Here is a 16079-nt window from a genome sequence, read left to right on the forward strand (position 1 = left end):
TGAAACATTCCCCTAAATCAGTCTGCTGTAATCGGTGTTTTATTAGGCACACCTGGTTTTCTTGGGTATTTCTTCGGTGTCTGCTTCTTCTTTTCAAAGACAAAAATGTGGCGTTCACTATTTTCTTCCGGTAAAAGGAATGCATGTTCATTCTGTAAAACTGCCCCTAGTAGTTTTACAGCACGTGTAGCATCTGCCATTTCGTTGGAGGCATCTGCACCTTTCATGGAAACAAAGAGCCCCCCCTGCTTGGCAAGTGGAATACAGAGTTCCGACAATACCGACAAACGTGCTACTGCGCGCGCAGTCACTACATCAAACTGTTCACGATACTTCGGATTACGGCCGAACTCCTCTGCTCTTGCATGGACGAATGCCACTTTTTCAAGCTTTAATTCACTAGCTAAATGGTTTAAAAATGTAATACGTTTGTTCAAGGAATCTACAATCGTTACGTGAAGATGTGGATAGATAATCTTTAACGGGATACTCGGAAAACCTGCGCCCGCTCCTACATCACAAATTGATTCATACTTCGTGAAGTCTACGTAAAATGCACTTGTGATGGAATCATAAAAATGTTTTAGATATACAGAAGGTGCATCCGTAATAGCCGTTAGGTTCATCTTTTCATTCCACTCAACGAGTACTTCAAAGTAACGTTTGAACTGTTGTTTCTGCGTATCGGACAATTCAAAGCCTTTCTCTTGTAGCGCTTCGTAAAACTGTTCTTCCGTCATGTTCTCATTCCTTTTCAAGAAGACTGACGCACCTAAGCGCCAGTCCTATACTCACCCGGATACTTTCGCAATCTTTCCTTGTTCAATATAGACAAGTAAGATCGAGATATCTGCTGGATTGACACCCGAAATACGTGATGCCTGTGCTATCGACAACGGCTGGACTTCTTTAAGATTGGCCTTTGCTTCTTTGGCAATACCTGAAATTGCATCATAATCAATATTTTCAGGAATCCGCTTATTCTCCATCTTCTTCATTCTTGCTACTTGTTGCATAGACTTCTCAATGTACCCTTCATACTTAATGAAGATCTCAACTTGCTCTGCCACTTCATCGCTAATTTCTTCAAGAGGCGGAACCACTTTGCATAATTCGCTGTACTTCATTTCAGGTCGCTTTAATAAATCAGCTGCCTTCATTGGTTCACGAAGTGCTGCTCCACCTGCTTCAGCGATAATTGCTTGAACTTCGTCTGTCGGTTTAATTGATATCTTGCGTAAATGTTCAATCTCCGCATCGATTTGTGCTTTCTTCGCCAAAAACTTCGTATGGCGCTCTTCACTAATCATTCCATTTTGATAACCTATCTCCGTCAAACGCATATCGGCATTGTCATGTCGTAATAATAGACGATATTCAGCCCTTGACGTCAATAGACGATACGGTTCGCTTGTACCTTTAGTGACAAGGTCGTCGATGAGTACGCCAATGTATGCATCACTTCGACCCAGCACAACTTCTTCCTTGCCAAGTACGTTGCATGCTGCATTGATTCCCGCCATCAGTCCTTGTGCTGCAGCTTCCTCATATCCGGATGTTCCGTTGATTTGGCCAGCTGTGTACAAGTTTTTAATCTTTTTCGTTTCTAGCGTCGGCCATAATTGTGTAGCAATGACGGAATCGTACTCAATTGCATAACCTGCACGCATCATTTCAGCCTTTTCAAGTCCTGGTACACTTGCAATCAAGCGGTGTTGTATATGCTCGGGAAGACTTGTTGACAATCCTTGTACATATACTTCCCTTGTATTACGACCTTCAGGCTCGAGGAAAATCTGATGACGTGACTTGTCCGCAAAACGCACAATCTTATCTTCAATGGATGGACAATAGCTTGGTCCTTTTCCTTTAATTACGCCCGAATACATCGGGGATAAGTGAAGATTATCATTGATAATTTCATGCGTTTCAGGAGTCGTATACGTCAACCAACATGGCAATTGATCCATGATGTATTCCGATGTTTCATAGCTGAATGAACGCGGTACATCGTCTCCTGGCTGAATTTCTGTCTTGCTGTAATCAATTGTATTGCTGTTGATACGTGGTGGTGTACCCGTTTTAAATCGAACCGTCTGCAAACCAAGCTCCTGTAAATGTTCAGCCAGTTTGATTGACGGCATTTGGTTATTCGGCCCACTGGAGTATTTGAGATCTCCGATGATGACTTCCCCGCGTAAAAATGTACCCGTTGTAATAATAACGGTCTTCGCACGGAATATTGCGCCAATCTGTGTCACAACGCCTTTTATTTCATCATCTTCTACGATTAATCGCTCGACGACCGCTTGGCGAAGTGTCATATTCGGTTCCTCTTCCAGAATGCGCTTCATTTCTTGCTGATACAATACTTTGTCTGCTTGTGCACGTAAAGCACGCACTGCTGGACCTTTCCCTGTGTTCAATAAACGCATTTGAATATGCGTCTTATCTATGACTTTTGCCATCACACCGCCAAGAGCGTCTATTTCACGCACTACAATCCCTTTTGCAGGCCCTCCCAAAGAGGGATTACATGGCATGAAAGCAATCATGTCTAAATTCATTGTTAAAACTAATGTCGATGCGCCCATCTTGGCTGATGCGTAGGCTGCTTCTGCGCCTGCGTGTCCAGCACCAATGACGATACAATCGAACGTGCCTGCTTCAAATTGTGGCATGTTCGTTCATCCTTCCCATTTATAAAATCATTATTTTCCGAGGCAGAACTTTGAGAACAACTCTTTAATTAAACTATCTTGAACGGTATCTCCGATGATTTCACCGAGAATTTCCCACGTGCGTGTAACGTCTATTTGAATCATATCAATAGGAACTCCTGCTTGTGCTGCTTGTACTGCATCGTCAATCGTATTACGCGCCTGCTTTAGTAACGAAATGTGGCGGGCATTGGATACATACGTTAAGTCATTAGATTCCAATGAACCTTCAAAGAACAGTGCAGCAATCGCTTCTTCCAACTCATCAATACCTTGCTCTTGCAGAATGGAAGTAGTAATCACGCGGTCTCTTCCTGCCAATTCATAGACTCGATCCAGATCAATTTTTGCTGGCAAGTCTGTTTTATTGACGATTACGAGCATGTCCATACCGGCAACAGCTTCAAATAATCGCTCATCTTCATCTGTTAACACTTCAGAACTATTCACCATCAATAAAATGAGATCCGCCTCTTTCAGTACCTTCCTGGAACGTTCCACACCAATCCGCTCGACAATATCCTCTGTCTCTCGGATTCCTGCAGTATCGACAAGACGCAAAGGAACTCCACGAACATTGACATACTCTTCTATAATATCACGGGTAGTGCCCGCAACATCCGTAACAATCGCTTTGTTTTCCTGCACTAAGCTGTTAAGTAACGATGATTTTCCAACGTTTGGACGTCCTACAATTACAGTAGATAATCCTTCACGCAAGATCTTCCCTTGTGATGATGTACGCAATAACTCATCAATCTCATTCATTACCCACGTTCCTTTTTCAATCATCAAAGGAATTGTCACTTCTTCAACATCATCGTATTCCGGATAATCTATATTAACTTCCACTTGTGCAAGTGTTTCGAGTAATGCCTGTCGTAATTCACCAATCAAGTGAGATAGTTTCCCCTCCATCTGATTGAGTGCAACGTTCATGGCTTTATCTGTTTTGGCCCTGATCAAATCCATAACTGCTTCGGCCTGGGATAAATCAATCCGGCCATTAAGAAATGCTCGTTTAGTAAACTCGCCGGGTTCTGCTAATCTAGCCCCCTCTGTCAATACCAATTGGAGTACTCTATTGACTGAAGTGATGCCTCCGTGACAGTTGATCTCCACAATGTCTTCGCGCGTGAAGGTCTTTGGTGCTTTCATGATCGACACCATGACTTCCTCCACTAATTCTTCAGTGGCGGGATCGTGCAAATGTCCATAATGAATTGTGTGCGATGGTTGTTCGCAGAGTGGTTTCGCCGCTGGTGACTGGAATATACGGTCTGCAATCTTCCATGCGTCATCGCCGCTCAGACGAACGATGGCAATCGCTCCTTCTCCCATGGGAGTGGAAATGGCGGCTATCGTATCAAAATGCAAGTTTTTCACCTTCCTGGCTTCGTTGTGCACATGTGCATATCTTTTATAGCGAATACTACTTTCTAACAACCTATATTATCATAAATCGTCGGAATCTCCTAGCACGCGAATTTAAAAAAATGTGGATAAATTCAGGAATTTTGAACCAAGCGTCATGTTAATTTATCATGTGCTAGCAGTCGACAAAGAACACTGTCGTTTCAAGATTTCTCATGTAGAAACTTTCTGAAAAGATAATATAGGAGCAAGAAAGTATGCAAGAAATCTAAAGAGTATTTAAGTGACTTACATGTGTATTGAGAAGGGAATTTACGCTCCAGACAGGACACGATCGCCCGCTAGAAGTGAAAGTTCCTAGCGCACAAAAGGTCATTCTCTACTTATACGCACTAAAAAACCCCGTAGAAGCTTCCACGGGGTTCGTTTTATTCGATTCCTTTGATGACGATGTGTCGGTATGGATCTTTTCCTTCAGAGAATGTCTCGATATCGAGTCTAAGTGATAATGCGTTATGGATGACCTTTCTCTCGTAGGACGGCATTGGCTCCAGTGCCACTTGACGTTTAGTGCGCACTGCGCGGTCTGCCATGCGATCCGCCAGCTGTTCTAGTGACTGCTCACGGCGCTCACGGTAATCCGCTACATCAATTCTTACAATCTTGAATTGCTTCGTTACTTTATTGGCGACGAGCTGCGCTAATTGCTGGATTGCATTAAGCGTTTGCCCTCTTTTGCCTATTAAGAACGCTGCCTTTTCACTCTCTAGCTGGAAGTTAATGTACTTCCCTTTTGTTTGATATGTGATGACTAAATCTTCAATACCCATTCCTTCAGCCATCTCTTCGATGTATCGCTTAGTTTCTTCAATTGCTTCTTTTTCATTATAAGTCTTAGTTTCTTGTGCTGGTTTGGCTTCTTCATCCATCACAGGCTCTGCTTTGACCTCAGGCTGTTGAACAACTTCTTGAGCCTCAGTCACAGGTGATGGCTCTTTACTGTCATCCGTTAGCGTCTGTGCCGGTTCAGTGACCGGAGTGACTACAGGTTTAGGGTCAGGCTTTGATTTCTTCAATACAGTTACATGCACTTCGGCTTGTTTTGAGCCAAAACCAAGAAATCCTTTTCTACCCTTTTCCACTACCTGTACCTCTACTTCATCTCTTGTTACACCCAGGTCCTGTAACGCTGATTCAATTGCTAGCTCAACTGTTGCTGCCCTTTGTGTAAGTTGTTTCATTTCTTTTTCCCTCCCGCTTTCTCTACTTCGACGTTTTTCGGCTTATCGAACGGCTTATAGATGAAAATGTTTTGGAGCAATGAAATGATATTTCCGACAATCCAGTATAAAGCAAGTGCTGCTGGTAAGAATGAACCGAATACCATGATCATAAATGGCATAATATACATCATCATCTTCATTTGTGGGTTATCCATTGCAGGCCCTGTACGTAGAACGGTCAATTGGAACAACCCAGCAATGACAGCAAATAAAATACTTGGTGAACCAAGTGCAACTCCAAAGAAGTTACCCAGTTCAATTGTCGGCGTCGCATTCATCCGGCTGATCGCGTGATAGAAACCAATAAATATTGGCATCTGAATGATAACCGGTAGACATCCTGCAACTGGATTGATTTTCTCGTTAATCATGATCTGTTGCATTTCTTCTTGATACTTCTTCTGGGTCACCGCGTCTTTGGATTTATATTTCTCTTTCAACGCTTTCAGTTGCGGCTGGATTTCCTGCATGCGCTTCGAACTTTTCGTTTGTTGAATGATCAATGGAAGCAATGCGGTACGAATGATTGCTGTAACGACGATAATTGCCAGTCCATATGTACCTAACCACGATTTGAATTTCATAATCAATGTGACGAGTGGCCACACGATATATTCGTTCCAGATACCTGTGCTTTCGCCCGTGATCGGCTCCTTGAATTCGGTACAACCTGCCATGAAGACAGCGACTACAACAAGTAGTGAAAGGAACACTAATTTCTTTTTCAACATTTTTTCCCCCAAACAGTCGCAAGATCATTTATTAAGTTTTTTTCAGTGTAACATGACGGCTTTAATCGTTCTACATCTTAATGAGACTTTAACTTTACTTAAATACCTTTGCGATTTTTAGTACATGTCGCAGATTTTTCTTGGCCGTATGGAAATCAAGCGTAGCGGCTTGATTTCTCGCGATAATAACATAATCCAGATCAGGTTTGACCTCATCTTTCATTTCCAGGAACGATTGTCGGATGTATCGTTTAATCCGATTTCGTGTGACGGCATTCCCTACCTTTTTACTGACAGATAAGCCGATTCTGAACTCTTCCTGGTCTTCCTTCTTATAGGTATAGACAATAAACTGTCGGTTAGCAAAGGACTTACCTTTTTTAAATACTGTCTGAAATTCTTTATTTTTTTTAATTCGCTGGCTTTTTTTCATATTGGCACCTGCTTTAATTTTCTTCCGCCACAGTCTGCTGATCCTCTAATGGTAGAGACTTGGCAGTCACTAAGAAATAGTCCAATAGCTAAAAAAAAGACCACTGATGTCAGTGGCCTTATGCTGAAAGAACTTTTCTTCCTTTACGACGACGAGCTGCTAGAATTCTACGTCCGTTTTTCGAACTCATTCTTTGGCGGAAGCCGTGAACTTTAGCGCGTTTACGTTTATTTGGTTGGAATGTACGTTTCATTTCGTAAGACACCTCCTGCTTTGATTGTCTCTTTTCCTACTATGACAGTCTTGAATAGTATAGCCATCCAGTAAAAGAATGTCAATGTTTTTCTATTCCTTAGTTTAGGATCCGCACGCAATACTTTTAATTGCCATATAGACTTATCCACAATACTCCATGACGCCGCTCTGGATGAATTGTTAATGGATTAAAATTGTGGATTTCTTATACCGGCAATTGTCGACAAGTTTTTCACATATCCAAGCCTGTGGATAACCACTTTATGCACAGTTAACGGAGTTGTGCATAAATCATCAGACTCCTTGTCAATATTCATTTTCCCTGTTACAATTAGAAAGCTTTTGTTGTGTATATAATTTATAGCTAAAATCTTATCCACATATGTGAATACAGTGTGGATAGTTTTTTCAACATGTTTCGATAATATTTATCCACAGCCATGGATACTGTGTATAAGCGCATTCAGGGCTTTTTAATATTTTATTGTAAAGGAGGCACACGTTTGGAAAATCTATCGAGTTTATGGGAACAAGTATTGAAGAATATTGAAGCTAGAGTTTCGAAGCCTAGTTTTGAGACGTGGTTGAAATCAACAAAATTACTAACGTATGAAGCAGAACATGCAACTATTTCTGTTCCAAACTCATTCGCTAAGGACTGGCTTGAAACACATTACGTCCATCTAATAACAGGGATTCTATCCGAACTAACGGGTGAAGATCGAATTGTTGAGTTTATCGTTCCGCAAGACATGGCGGAGAACGATATTAAATTACCAAAGCCAGAGCCTAAACCAGTAGAAAGAGCGCCTATGGCCAATTCAGCTGGCATGTTAAATCCAAAGTATACATTTGATACATTCGTCATTGGGTCAGGAAACCGCTTTGCTCATGCTGCATCACTTGCAGTTGCAGAAGCACCCGCAAAAGCCTATAATCCACTCTTTATCTATGGAGGCGTTGGATTAGGAAAAACGCACTTAATGCATGCAATTGGTCATTATGTACTGGAACAAAATCCCGCGCTAAAGGTAGTTTATTTATCATCTGAAAAGTTTACGAATGAGTTTATTAACTCCATACGTGATAATAAAGCCGGTGATTTTAGGGACCGATACCGTAGCGTAGATGTGCTATTAATTGATGATATTCAATTCTTGGCAGGAAAAGAACAAACGCAAGAAGAATTCTTCCATACATTCAATACGCTGCATGAAGAATCAAAGCAAATTATCATTTCCAGTGATCGACCTCCAAAAGAGATACCCACACTGGAAGACCGTTTACGTTCTCGCTTTGAATGGGGACTGATTACAGATATTGCACCGCCTGATCTTGAAACAAGAATTGCAATTTTACGCAAAAAGGCTAAAGCAGATGGTTTAGTCGACATTTCAAACGATGTCATGCTATACATTGCCAATCAAATTGATACAAATATTAGGGAACTAGAGGGTGCATTAATTCGCGTCGTTGCGTACTCCTCATTAGTAAATGCAGATGTCACGACAGATTTGGCTGCTGAAGCATTAAAGGATATTATTCCAAACTCACGTCCGCGGATTATATCGATTCTAGACATTCAAAAAGCCGTCGGTGAGCATTTTAATATTAGATTAGAAGACTTTGTAGCGAAGAAACGAACACGTGCTATTGCATTTCCACGGCAAATTGCGATGTTTCTTTCAAGAGAGCTGACAGATTCATCACTGCCGAAGATTGGTTCGGAATTTGGTGGTCGGGATCATTCCACTGTCATTCACGCACATGAAAAGATTTCGAAACAACTTGATATAGACAAATCACTACAACAAGATGTACAAGATATTAAAAAGGTTTTAGGAAGAGCCTAAAGAGTTGTGGATAACTGTGGACAAGTAATGCAAGGTCGTCCACTTGTTATGCACATGTGGGAAACTATGATTCTCATACATTCAAAAGGCTTTTCCACATATCCACAGCCCCTACTACTATTACTACTATATTTAATTACTTAATTATTATTATATAAGCGAGGTATCGATATGCAGTTTGAAATTATGAGAGATAGATTATTGGATGGATTGAGCGATGTTATCAAAGCGATCAGTTCAAAAGTGACAACACCTATTTTGACAGGTATCAAATTAGAAATTACTGAAAAGGGATTGACGATGACTGGAAGTGATTCAGATATCACGATATCTACTTTCATTCCAGTTGAAGAGGATGGTACACAAATCATTCAAACGATCCAACCAGGTACACTAGTATTACAAGCAAAAGTATTCAACGAGATTATTCGTAAGCTCCCAACTAATGAAGTCATGATTGAATTACGTGATGGAATGAAAACACATATTCGTTCTGGTCAGTCTGAATTCCATATTATTGCCCAAAGTGCTGACGAATATCCCATTCTGCCAGATGTAAAAGATGCAGAACGCTTTGAAATGCCAGCGGACCTGATGAAATCGCTTATCCGTGAGACTGTATTTGCTGTATCTCAACAAGAAACGCGTCCAGTTCTAACCGGCGTTCAATGGATTATGAAAGAGCAAGAGTTGTATTGCATTGCAACTGATAGTCACCGATTAGCTAGACGTATTGTGACACCTGAAATTCAAGCGAGCTCACCATTCAATGCAGTCATTCCAGGTAAAAGCCTTCAGGAGCTCAGCAAAATATTACCCGACGACTCGACTGCAGTAGAAATCTTCATTGCCAATCAGCAAGTACTATTCAAGTTGCACAATGTCTTGTTCTATTCAAGACTATTAGAGGGCAATTATCCCGACACGTCACGTCTGATTCCAACTGAATACAAAACGTCCATTACAATCAATGGTCGTAATTTGTTGCAAGCAATTGACCGTGCATCTTTGTTAGCGCGTGAAGATCGGAATAATATTGTGCACTTCTCAACAGACGGTAGTCCACATGTGCAAATCTCTTCAAACTCTCCGGATGTCGGAAATGTAGAAGAATTGGTAGAAGCTGTGCATATCGAAGGTGAACCTTTGAAAATCTCCTTTAGTGCAAAGTATATGATGGATGCATTGAAGGCAATTGATGGTCAGGATCTTAAGATTCATTTTACTGGCAGCATGCGACCGTTCATCTTAAAATCAATTGATAGCGAAGCAATATTACAACTAATTTTACCGGTTAGAACGTTTTAACCGGTAACTATAGAAAATATCTTTTAAAAGGGTAGTCAACATGTTGGCTACCTTTTTACTTATTGCGAAAAGTTAGGTAAACTAGAGGGACAGAATATTTTAAGAGGGATTGATAAAAAAATGGAAACAGTACAGTTTAATACTGAATATATAACGCTTGGACAATTACTAAAAATGACGAACGTGATCAGCTCTGGTGGAATGGCTAAATGGTTTTTAGGTGAAAACGTCGTCTATGTAAATGGCGAACCAGAACAACGACGCGGTAAGAAACTATATGACGGTGATGTAGTAAATATCCCGGGTGCAGGAAAATTCAAACTGTCATTGGATGAATCTGGACAGTCGGATGCATATTGATCGGCTAAAATTAACGAACTATCGAAATTACGAATCTTTGGAATTAGAATTCTCTCCCACAATGAATGTCTTGATCGGCGAAAATGCACAAGGGAAAACCAATGTCATGGAGGCTATTTACGTATTAGCCATGGCAAAATCCCATCGCACGTCAAATGATCGCGAACTTATACGTTGGGAACAAGAGTGTGGTAAAATAGAAGGGGACGTCCAACGTAAATTTGGACATATGCCGTTAGAGCTGACGATTTCCAAAAAGGGAAAAAAAGCTAGAGTTAATCATCTGGAACAAAATCGTTTGAGTATGTATGTCGGCCAGATGAATGTAGTCATGTTCGCGCCTGAAGATTTGAATATCGTAAAAGGCAGCCCACAGCTGCGCAGGCGTTTTTTAGATATGGAAATTGGACAGATTTCGAGAGTCTATTTGCATGACTTGGTCAATTTCCAAAAGATATTAAAGCAACGCAATGCCTTGTTAAAAGCAAATCGAGGTAAATTGGATCTCCAGGATGTTATGTTCGATATTTACACAGAACAGTATATTCAAGTGGCAGTTCAAATTATTCGAAAACGTTTTTATTTCATGGAATTGCTACAAAAATGGGCAAACCCCATTCATCAAGGGATTTCACGTGGTCTTGAATCACTAGAAGTTTCATATGGGACTTTAAAAGATCTCCATTCTGGGCAGACTGCCAAAGAGATGGAAACAATATTTGCTGATCAGTTACAGAGTGTACGAAGACGCGAATTAGAACGAGGGCTTACACTGATAGGTCCACATCGTGATGATTTGCAGTTTTTTGTCAATGGGTACGATATTCAAACGTACGGTTCACAAGGGCAGCAACGGACGACTGCTCTTTCTTTAAAGCTGGCGGAAATTGAGCTAGTAAAGCAAGAAGTGGGCGAAACTCCGATTTTATTGCTAGATGATGTGTTATCGGAATTGGATGATTATCGACAATCACATTTATTAAGTACAATGCAAGGACAAGTACAAACATTTGTGACGACAACCAATATCGCAGGAATTGATCATAATACGATTCAGGAAGCAGCTATTTTTGAAGTGCATGACGGATCTGTCTCACGTAGAGAATAGGTCAGTACGGTTTGATAGGTTTGGAAAGGAAAGGTGAACACCTTGGCAATTGAAGATAAGGACATACAGACCGATTATGATGCAGGTCAGATACAAGTATTGGAAGGCCTTGAAGCTGTCCGCAAACGTCCCGGTATGTATATTGGGACTACAAGTGCAAAAGGACTTCATCATCTTGTATGGGAAATTGTAGATAACAGTATTGACGAAGCCCTCGCTGGGTACTGTGATCACATCGAAGTAACCATAGAAAAGGATAACTGGATTCGTGTAGCTGATAATGGCCGCGGGATTCCAGTAGGCATACAAGAGTCAACAGGCAGACCCGCAGTTGAGGTCATCATGACTGTATTACACGCTGGCGGTAAGTTTGGCGGCGGTGGATATAAAGTTTCTGGTGGTCTACACGGCGTAGGATCTTCAGTTGTCAATGCTTTGTCAGAGAAGACGGAAGTCTATGTTAAGCGTGATAATAAACTATACGCAATTGAGTTTTCTAGAGGACCCGTCTCAAAAGAACTTGAAGTCATTGGAGAATCGGATGAAACCGGTACTACAATTCGATTCAAGGCGGATTCTGAAATCTTTACGGAAACAACGGAATATGAGTACAGCATATTGGCAACACGTTTACGTGAACTTGCCTATCTAAATCGTGGCTTACGCATTACCATTGCGGATGAGCGCGGTGAAGAAACGGTATCAGAACTGTTTCACTACGAAGGCGGAATCAAATCATACGTCCAGCATTTGAACGTAAATAAAGAACCGATCTTTGAAGATCCAATTTATACCGAAGGCGAACGTGATGGGATTACTGTTGAAGTGGCTATGCAATACAACAGTGGCTACGGAGAAAACCTATTGTCATTTGCGAATAACATCCATACGTATGAAGGCGGTACACACGAGCAAGGCTTCAAAACTGCATTGACTCGAGTGATTAACGACTATGCACGTAAAAACGGCTTATTGAAAGAGTCAGAAGATAATCTGACAGGGGATGATGTGCGTGAAGGACTAACGGCTATCGTATCCATTAAGCACCCTGATCCTCAATTCGAAGGTCAAACAAAAACGAAATTAGGTAACTCAGAAGTTAGCACGATTACGAATTCACTATTTTCCGAAGCACTGCAACGTTTCTTAATTGAAAATCCAGTGGTAGCGCGTCAAGTAGTGGGTAAGAGTACGATGGCAGCAAGAGCACGTATGGCCGCTAAAAACGCTCGTGAATTGACTCGTCGCAAATCGGCGTTGGAAATCTCGAGTTTGCCGGGTAAACTTTCAGATTGTTCTTCAAGAGATCCAGCTATCAGTGAATTGTATATCGTTGAGGGTGACTCAGCTGGAGGATCTGCAAAAAATGGTCGTGACCGTCACTTCCAAGCGATCTTGCCATTACGAGGGAAAATCCTCAACGTAGAAAAAGCACGTTTGGACCGTATCCTAGGGAACGCAGAGATTCGTATGATCATTACGGCACTCGGTACAGGAATCGGACCTGAATTCAACTTAGATAAAGCCCGTTACCACAAGCTTGTCATTATGACAGATGCTGACGTGGATGGAGCCCACATCCGGACGTTATTATTAACCTTCTTCTTCCGTTTCATGCGTCCGTTGATCGAGGCAGGCTATGTGTACATTGCACAGCCACCGCTTTACCGTGTGCGCGCAGGGAAAAAGGAAGAGTATTGTTATGACGAAGAGGCTTTGCAAGAAATCTTGAGCAGAATGCCAGCTTCACCGAAACCAGACATTACACGATACAAAGGTCTAGGTGAGATGAATCCAGAACAGCTATGGGAAACAACAATGGATCCTGAAAAGCGTACGTTCTTGCAAGTTCGTATGGACGATGCAATAGAAGCCAATGCAACATTTGAAGAACTAATGGGTGACGAAGTAGAGCCACGCAGAAAATTCATTGAAGACAATGCAGTTTTCGCACAAAATATCGATACTTGATTGATTGTGAATGAATTAGCATCGATCAAAATTATAGATATAAGTGGTGAAAGGAGCTTGACAACATGGCAGATTTGCCAAAAGGCGGAGTGCAGGAAATAAATATTAATACAGAGATGAGAACATCATTTCTGAACTATGCGATGAGTGTTATTGTTTCCCGTGCGCTTCCAGACGTTCGTGATGGTTTGAAACCCGTACATCGCCGTATCTTGTATGCTATGCATGATCTCGGCATTACCGCGGAAAAGCCACATAAAAAGTCCGCACGTATTGTAGGAGACGTTATTGGTAAGTATCACCCACACGGTGATAGTGCAGTATATGACACAATGGTACGGATGGCGCAAGACTTCAGTTATCGCTACATGCTAGTCGACGGACACGGAAACTTTGGATCTGTGGATGGGGACGGTGCAGCTGCAATGCGTTATACGGAGTCTCGTATGTCTCGTATAGCAATGGAATTATTACGCGATCTCAATAAAAATACAGTTGATTTCCAAGCAAACTATGACGAGCAGGAAAAAGAGCCTGCCGTCTTACCAGGCCGTTATCCAAACTTACTAGTAAACGGTACATCTGGGATTGCGGTAGGAATGGCGACAAATATTCCTCCCCATCACTTAGGGGAAACGATCGATGCTGTACTCGCCTTGGCAGAGAACAGTGCGATTACAACTGAGGAACTGATGGAAATCATTCCAGGCCCGGATTTCCCAACGGGCGGTATGATCCTTGGACGTAGTGGAATTCGTCGAGCTTACGAAACAGGCCGTGGTTCCCTAATTATCCGAGGAAAGGCAGAAATCGAAACGGCTGCAAACGGTCGTGAAACGATTATCGTCAATGAAATACCATTCCAAGTAAACAAAGCAAAGTTAATCGAAAAGATTGCGGAGCTTGTGCGCGATAAGAAGATTGAAGGCATTACGCACTTGGCAGATGAATCTGACCGCACAGGAATGCGAATTGTTATTGAAGTACGACGCGATGCCAATGCTAACGTTTTATTGAATAACCTGTATAAACAAACTGCCTTGCAGACTAGTTTTGGTATCAATATGTTGGCACTTGTAGACAAGCAACCAAAAGTGTTGCCATTGAAAGAAATTCTATACCACTACTTAGAACACCAGAAAGTGGTCATCCGTCGCCGTACACAATTTGATTTGAATAAAGCGGAAGACCGTGCGCATATCTTAGAAGGATTACGTATAGCTCTTGATCATATCGACCGCATTATTGCATTGATCCGTGCGTCTAAGACGACAGGGGAAGCTAAGGCAAGCTTGATGGAGACATTCGAGTTATCCGATCGTCAATCACAAGCTATTCTCGATATGCGTCTACAACGCCTAACTGGATTGGAAAGAGATAAGATTGAGTCTGAGTACCAGGAGTTGCTGACACTTATTGCCGAATTGCGTGCAATTTTGGCGGATGAAGTAAAGTTAATTGAAATTATCCGTGAAGAATTGACTGAAATTAAAGAGCGTTTTTCTGACGAACGTCGAACAGAGATTATGCTTGGCGGTTCTGAAATGCTTGAAGATGAGGATTTAATTCCCGTGGAAAACTCCATTGTGACATTAACTCATCAAGGATATATTAAACGTCTACCAGCCAATACGTATCGCAGTCAGAAACGTGGCGGTCGTGGAATTCAAGGTATGGGCACGAATGAAGATGACTTTGTAGAGCACTTGTTAAATACATCTACGCATGACACGATTTTACTGTTTACGAGCAGAGGCCGTGTATTCCGTAAAAAAGGCTATGAAGTTCCTGAATACAGCCGTACTGCCAAAGGCTTGCCGATTATTAACTTGCTAGACTTCCAAAAAGGTGAAAAGGTTACGGCCATGATCCCAATTGATGAGTTTACTGAAGATCATTACTTGTTCTTCTCGACAAAACAAGGTGTTATTAAACGAACGTCGATTATGGACTATGCCAATATTCGTGCGAACGGCTTAATTGCACTAGGATTGCGTGAAGAAGATGAATTGATATCCGTTAGATCTACTGATGGAACGTCAGATATTGCGATCTGTACAAAACAAGGTATGATGATTCGTTTTGACGAAGAAACTATCCGTCCGCTCGGCAGAACTGCCGCAGGTGTACGTGGTATCAGATTGCGTCTCGAGGATGAAGTAATTGGCATGGACATTGTAGATGCTGGAGACGACATTCTTGTAGTTACTGAGAAGGGGTATGGTAAACGTACGCCTGAAAGTGAGTACCGATCCCAATCACGTGGCGGTTATGGACTAAAAACTATGCATATGACAGATCGAAATGGCGGTATTGTCGCGATGAAGTCGGTTAACGGAGAAGAAGATTTAATGTTAATTACGATTCACGGGATTTTAATCCGTATGTCGATCGGTGATATTTCTATATTTGGTCGATCTACACAAGGGGTACGACTTATTCGCTTGGCTGATGATGAACGAGTAGCAACAGTCGCAAAGGTGGAAAAAGACGATGACCTCGAAGAAGTGATTGAGGAAGAGCTTGACGATCAAGTGGAAACATCTGAACAGGTATTGCCAGAGACGGAAATAGATACTGAACTAGATTCAGAAGAATAAGCAAAAGTTATTGGAGAGGTAAATTAAACCTCTCCAATAACTTTTTTGCTTTCAATAGGAAAATTTGCTCAGACATCTATCCA

14 protein-coding genes are annotated in these 16079 nt (G+C 41.7%); 6 read left to right on the plus strand and 8 right to left on the minus strand.

The window, feature by feature from the left end; genetic code table 11:
* Positions 1 to 17 precede the first annotated feature (17 nt).
* From rsmG to SporoP32a_RS17355, 8 genes are all read right to left on the minus strand, one after another.
* Positions 18 to 740 carry a 16S rRNA (guanine(527)-N(7))-methyltransferase RsmG gene (rsmG, locus tag SporoP32a_RS09595; protein ID WP_085427695.1) on the minus strand — a complete coding sequence of 241 codons (723 nt, stop codon included), beginning with the start codon at positions 738 to 740 and terminating at the stop codon, positions 18 to 20.
* 51 nt (positions 741 to 791) lie between these two features.
* Positions 792 to 2681 (minus strand): tRNA uridine-5-carboxymethylaminomethyl(34) synthesis enzyme MnmG, encoded by a 1890-nt coding sequence (gene mnmG / locus SporoP32a_RS09600; RefSeq protein ID WP_085427696.1) that lies wholly within the window; start codon positions 2679 to 2681, stop codon positions 792 to 794.
* A 30-nt stretch (positions 2682 to 2711) separates the two neighbouring features.
* Positions 2712 to 4097: a tRNA uridine-5-carboxymethylaminomethyl(34) synthesis GTPase MnmE gene (mnmE, locus tag SporoP32a_RS09605; protein ID WP_085427697.1), complete on the minus strand. Its 1386-nt coding sequence runs from the start codon at positions 4095 to 4097 to the stop codon at positions 2712 to 2714.
* A gap of 425 nt (positions 4098 to 4522) precedes the next feature.
* Positions 4523 to 5335, minus strand: a complete 813-nt coding sequence (jag, locus tag SporoP32a_RS09610; protein ID WP_085427698.1) for an RNA-binding cell elongation regulator Jag/EloR — start codon at positions 5333 to 5335, stop codon at positions 4523 to 4525.
* Positions 5332 to 6108, minus strand: coding sequence for a membrane protein insertase YidC (yidC, locus tag SporoP32a_RS09615; RefSeq protein WP_198166140.1), 777 nt, complete (start codon positions 6106 to 6108; stop codon positions 5332 to 5334). The genes jag and yidC overlap by 4 nt, the downstream gene beginning before the upstream one ends.
* A 94-nt stretch (positions 6109 to 6202) precedes the next feature.
* Positions 6203 to 6541, minus strand: a complete 339-nt coding sequence (gene rnpA / locus SporoP32a_RS09620) for a ribonuclease P protein component (RefSeq protein ID WP_085427699.1) — start codon at positions 6539 to 6541, stop codon at positions 6203 to 6205.
* Between the two features lie 118 nt (positions 6542 to 6659).
* Positions 6660 to 6794, minus strand: a complete 135-nt coding sequence (gene rpmH, locus SporoP32a_RS09625) for a 50S ribosomal protein L34 (protein ID WP_029054388.1) — start codon at positions 6792 to 6794, stop codon at positions 6660 to 6662.
* A gap of 190 nt (positions 6795 to 6984) precedes the next feature.
* Entirely contained in the window at positions 6985 to 7113 is a 129-nt protein-coding gene (locus SporoP32a_RS17355; RefSeq protein WP_257788335.1) for a hypothetical protein, read from the minus strand.
* Positions 7114 to 7299: 186 nt separating this feature from the next.
* Here SporoP32a_RS17355 and dnaA point away from each other — a divergent pair, with 186 nt between their 5' ends.
* The 6 genes from dnaA (at position 7300) to gyrA (ending at position 15996) form a co-directional block, all read left to right on the plus strand.
* Complete coding sequence (gene dnaA, locus SporoP32a_RS09630) at positions 7300 to 8649, plus strand: chromosomal replication initiator protein DnaA (protein WP_085427700.1); 1350 nt, start codon at positions 7300 to 7302, stop codon at positions 8647 to 8649.
* Positions 8650 to 8820: 171 nt separating this feature from the next.
* The gene (gene dnaN, locus SporoP32a_RS09635) at positions 8821 to 9957 is read left to right on the plus strand and encodes a DNA polymerase III subunit beta (protein ID WP_085427701.1); all 1137 of its coding nucleotides are present in this window, start codon (positions 8821 to 8823) and stop codon (positions 9955 to 9957) included.
* 120 nt (positions 9958 to 10077) lie between these two features.
* Entirely contained in the window at positions 10078 to 10317 is a 240-nt protein-coding gene (yaaA, locus tag SporoP32a_RS09640; protein WP_085427702.1) for a S4 domain-containing protein YaaA, read from the plus strand.
* Positions 10307 to 11425: a DNA replication/repair protein RecF gene (gene recF / locus SporoP32a_RS09645; protein ID WP_085427703.1), complete on the plus strand. Its 1119-nt coding sequence runs from the start codon at positions 10307 to 10309 to the stop codon at positions 11423 to 11425. Before yaaA ends, recF begins: the two co-directional genes overlap by 11 nt.
* Before the next feature lie 42 nt (positions 11426 to 11467).
* Positions 11468 to 13396, plus strand: a complete 1929-nt coding sequence (gyrB, locus tag SporoP32a_RS09650) for a DNA topoisomerase (ATP-hydrolyzing) subunit B (RefSeq protein WP_085427704.1) — start codon at positions 11468 to 11470, stop codon at positions 13394 to 13396.
* 65 nt (positions 13397 to 13461) lie between these two features.
* Complete coding sequence (gene gyrA / locus SporoP32a_RS09655) at positions 13462 to 15996, plus strand: DNA gyrase subunit A (protein ID WP_085427705.1); 2535 nt, start codon at positions 13462 to 13464, stop codon at positions 15994 to 15996.
* Positions 15997 to 16079 lie beyond the last annotated feature (83 nt).

This window comes from Sporosarcina ureae (assembly GCF_002109325.1).
Classification (GTDB): Bacteria; Bacillota; Bacilli; order Bacillales_A; family Planococcaceae; genus Sporosarcina; species Sporosarcina ureae_C.

Coding starts and splice junctions, on each gene's coding strand:
- SporoP32a_RS17355 (WP_257788335.1), bottom strand. CDS start 7,113: ATGAATATTGACAAGGAGTCTGATGATTTATGCACAACTCCGTTAACT.
- dnaN (WP_085427701.1), top strand. CDS start 8,821: ATGCAGTTTGAAATTATGAGAGATAGATTATTGGATGGATTGAGCGAT.
- yaaA (WP_085427702.1), top strand. CDS start 10,078: ATGGAAACAGTACAGTTTAATACTGAATATATAACGCTTGGACAATTA.
- yidC (WP_198166140.1), bottom strand. CDS start 6,108: ATGTTGAAAAAGAAATTAGTGTTCCTTTCACTACTTGTTGTAGTCGCT.
- mnmG (WP_085427696.1), bottom strand. CDS start 2,681: ATGCCACAATTTGAAGCAGGCACGTTCGATTGTATCGTCATTGGTGCT.
- rsmG (WP_085427695.1), bottom strand. CDS start 740: ATGACGGAAGAACAGTTTTACGAAGCGCTACAAGAGAAAGGCTTTGAA.
- gyrA (WP_085427705.1), top strand. CDS start 13,462: ATGGCAGATTTGCCAAAAGGCGGAGTGCAGGAAATAAATATTAATACA.
- recF (WP_085427703.1), top strand. CDS start 10,307: ATGCATATTGATCGGCTAAAATTAACGAACTATCGAAATTACGAATCT.
- rpmH (WP_029054388.1), bottom strand. CDS start 6,794: ATGAAACGTACATTCCAACCAAATAAACGTAAACGCGCTAAAGTTCAC.
- jag (WP_085427698.1), bottom strand. CDS start 5,335: ATGAAACAACTTACACAAAGGGCAGCAACAGTTGAGCTAGCAATTGAA.
- rnpA (WP_085427699.1), bottom strand. CDS start 6,541: ATGAAAAAAAGCCAGCGAATTAAAAAAAATAAAGAATTTCAGACAGTA.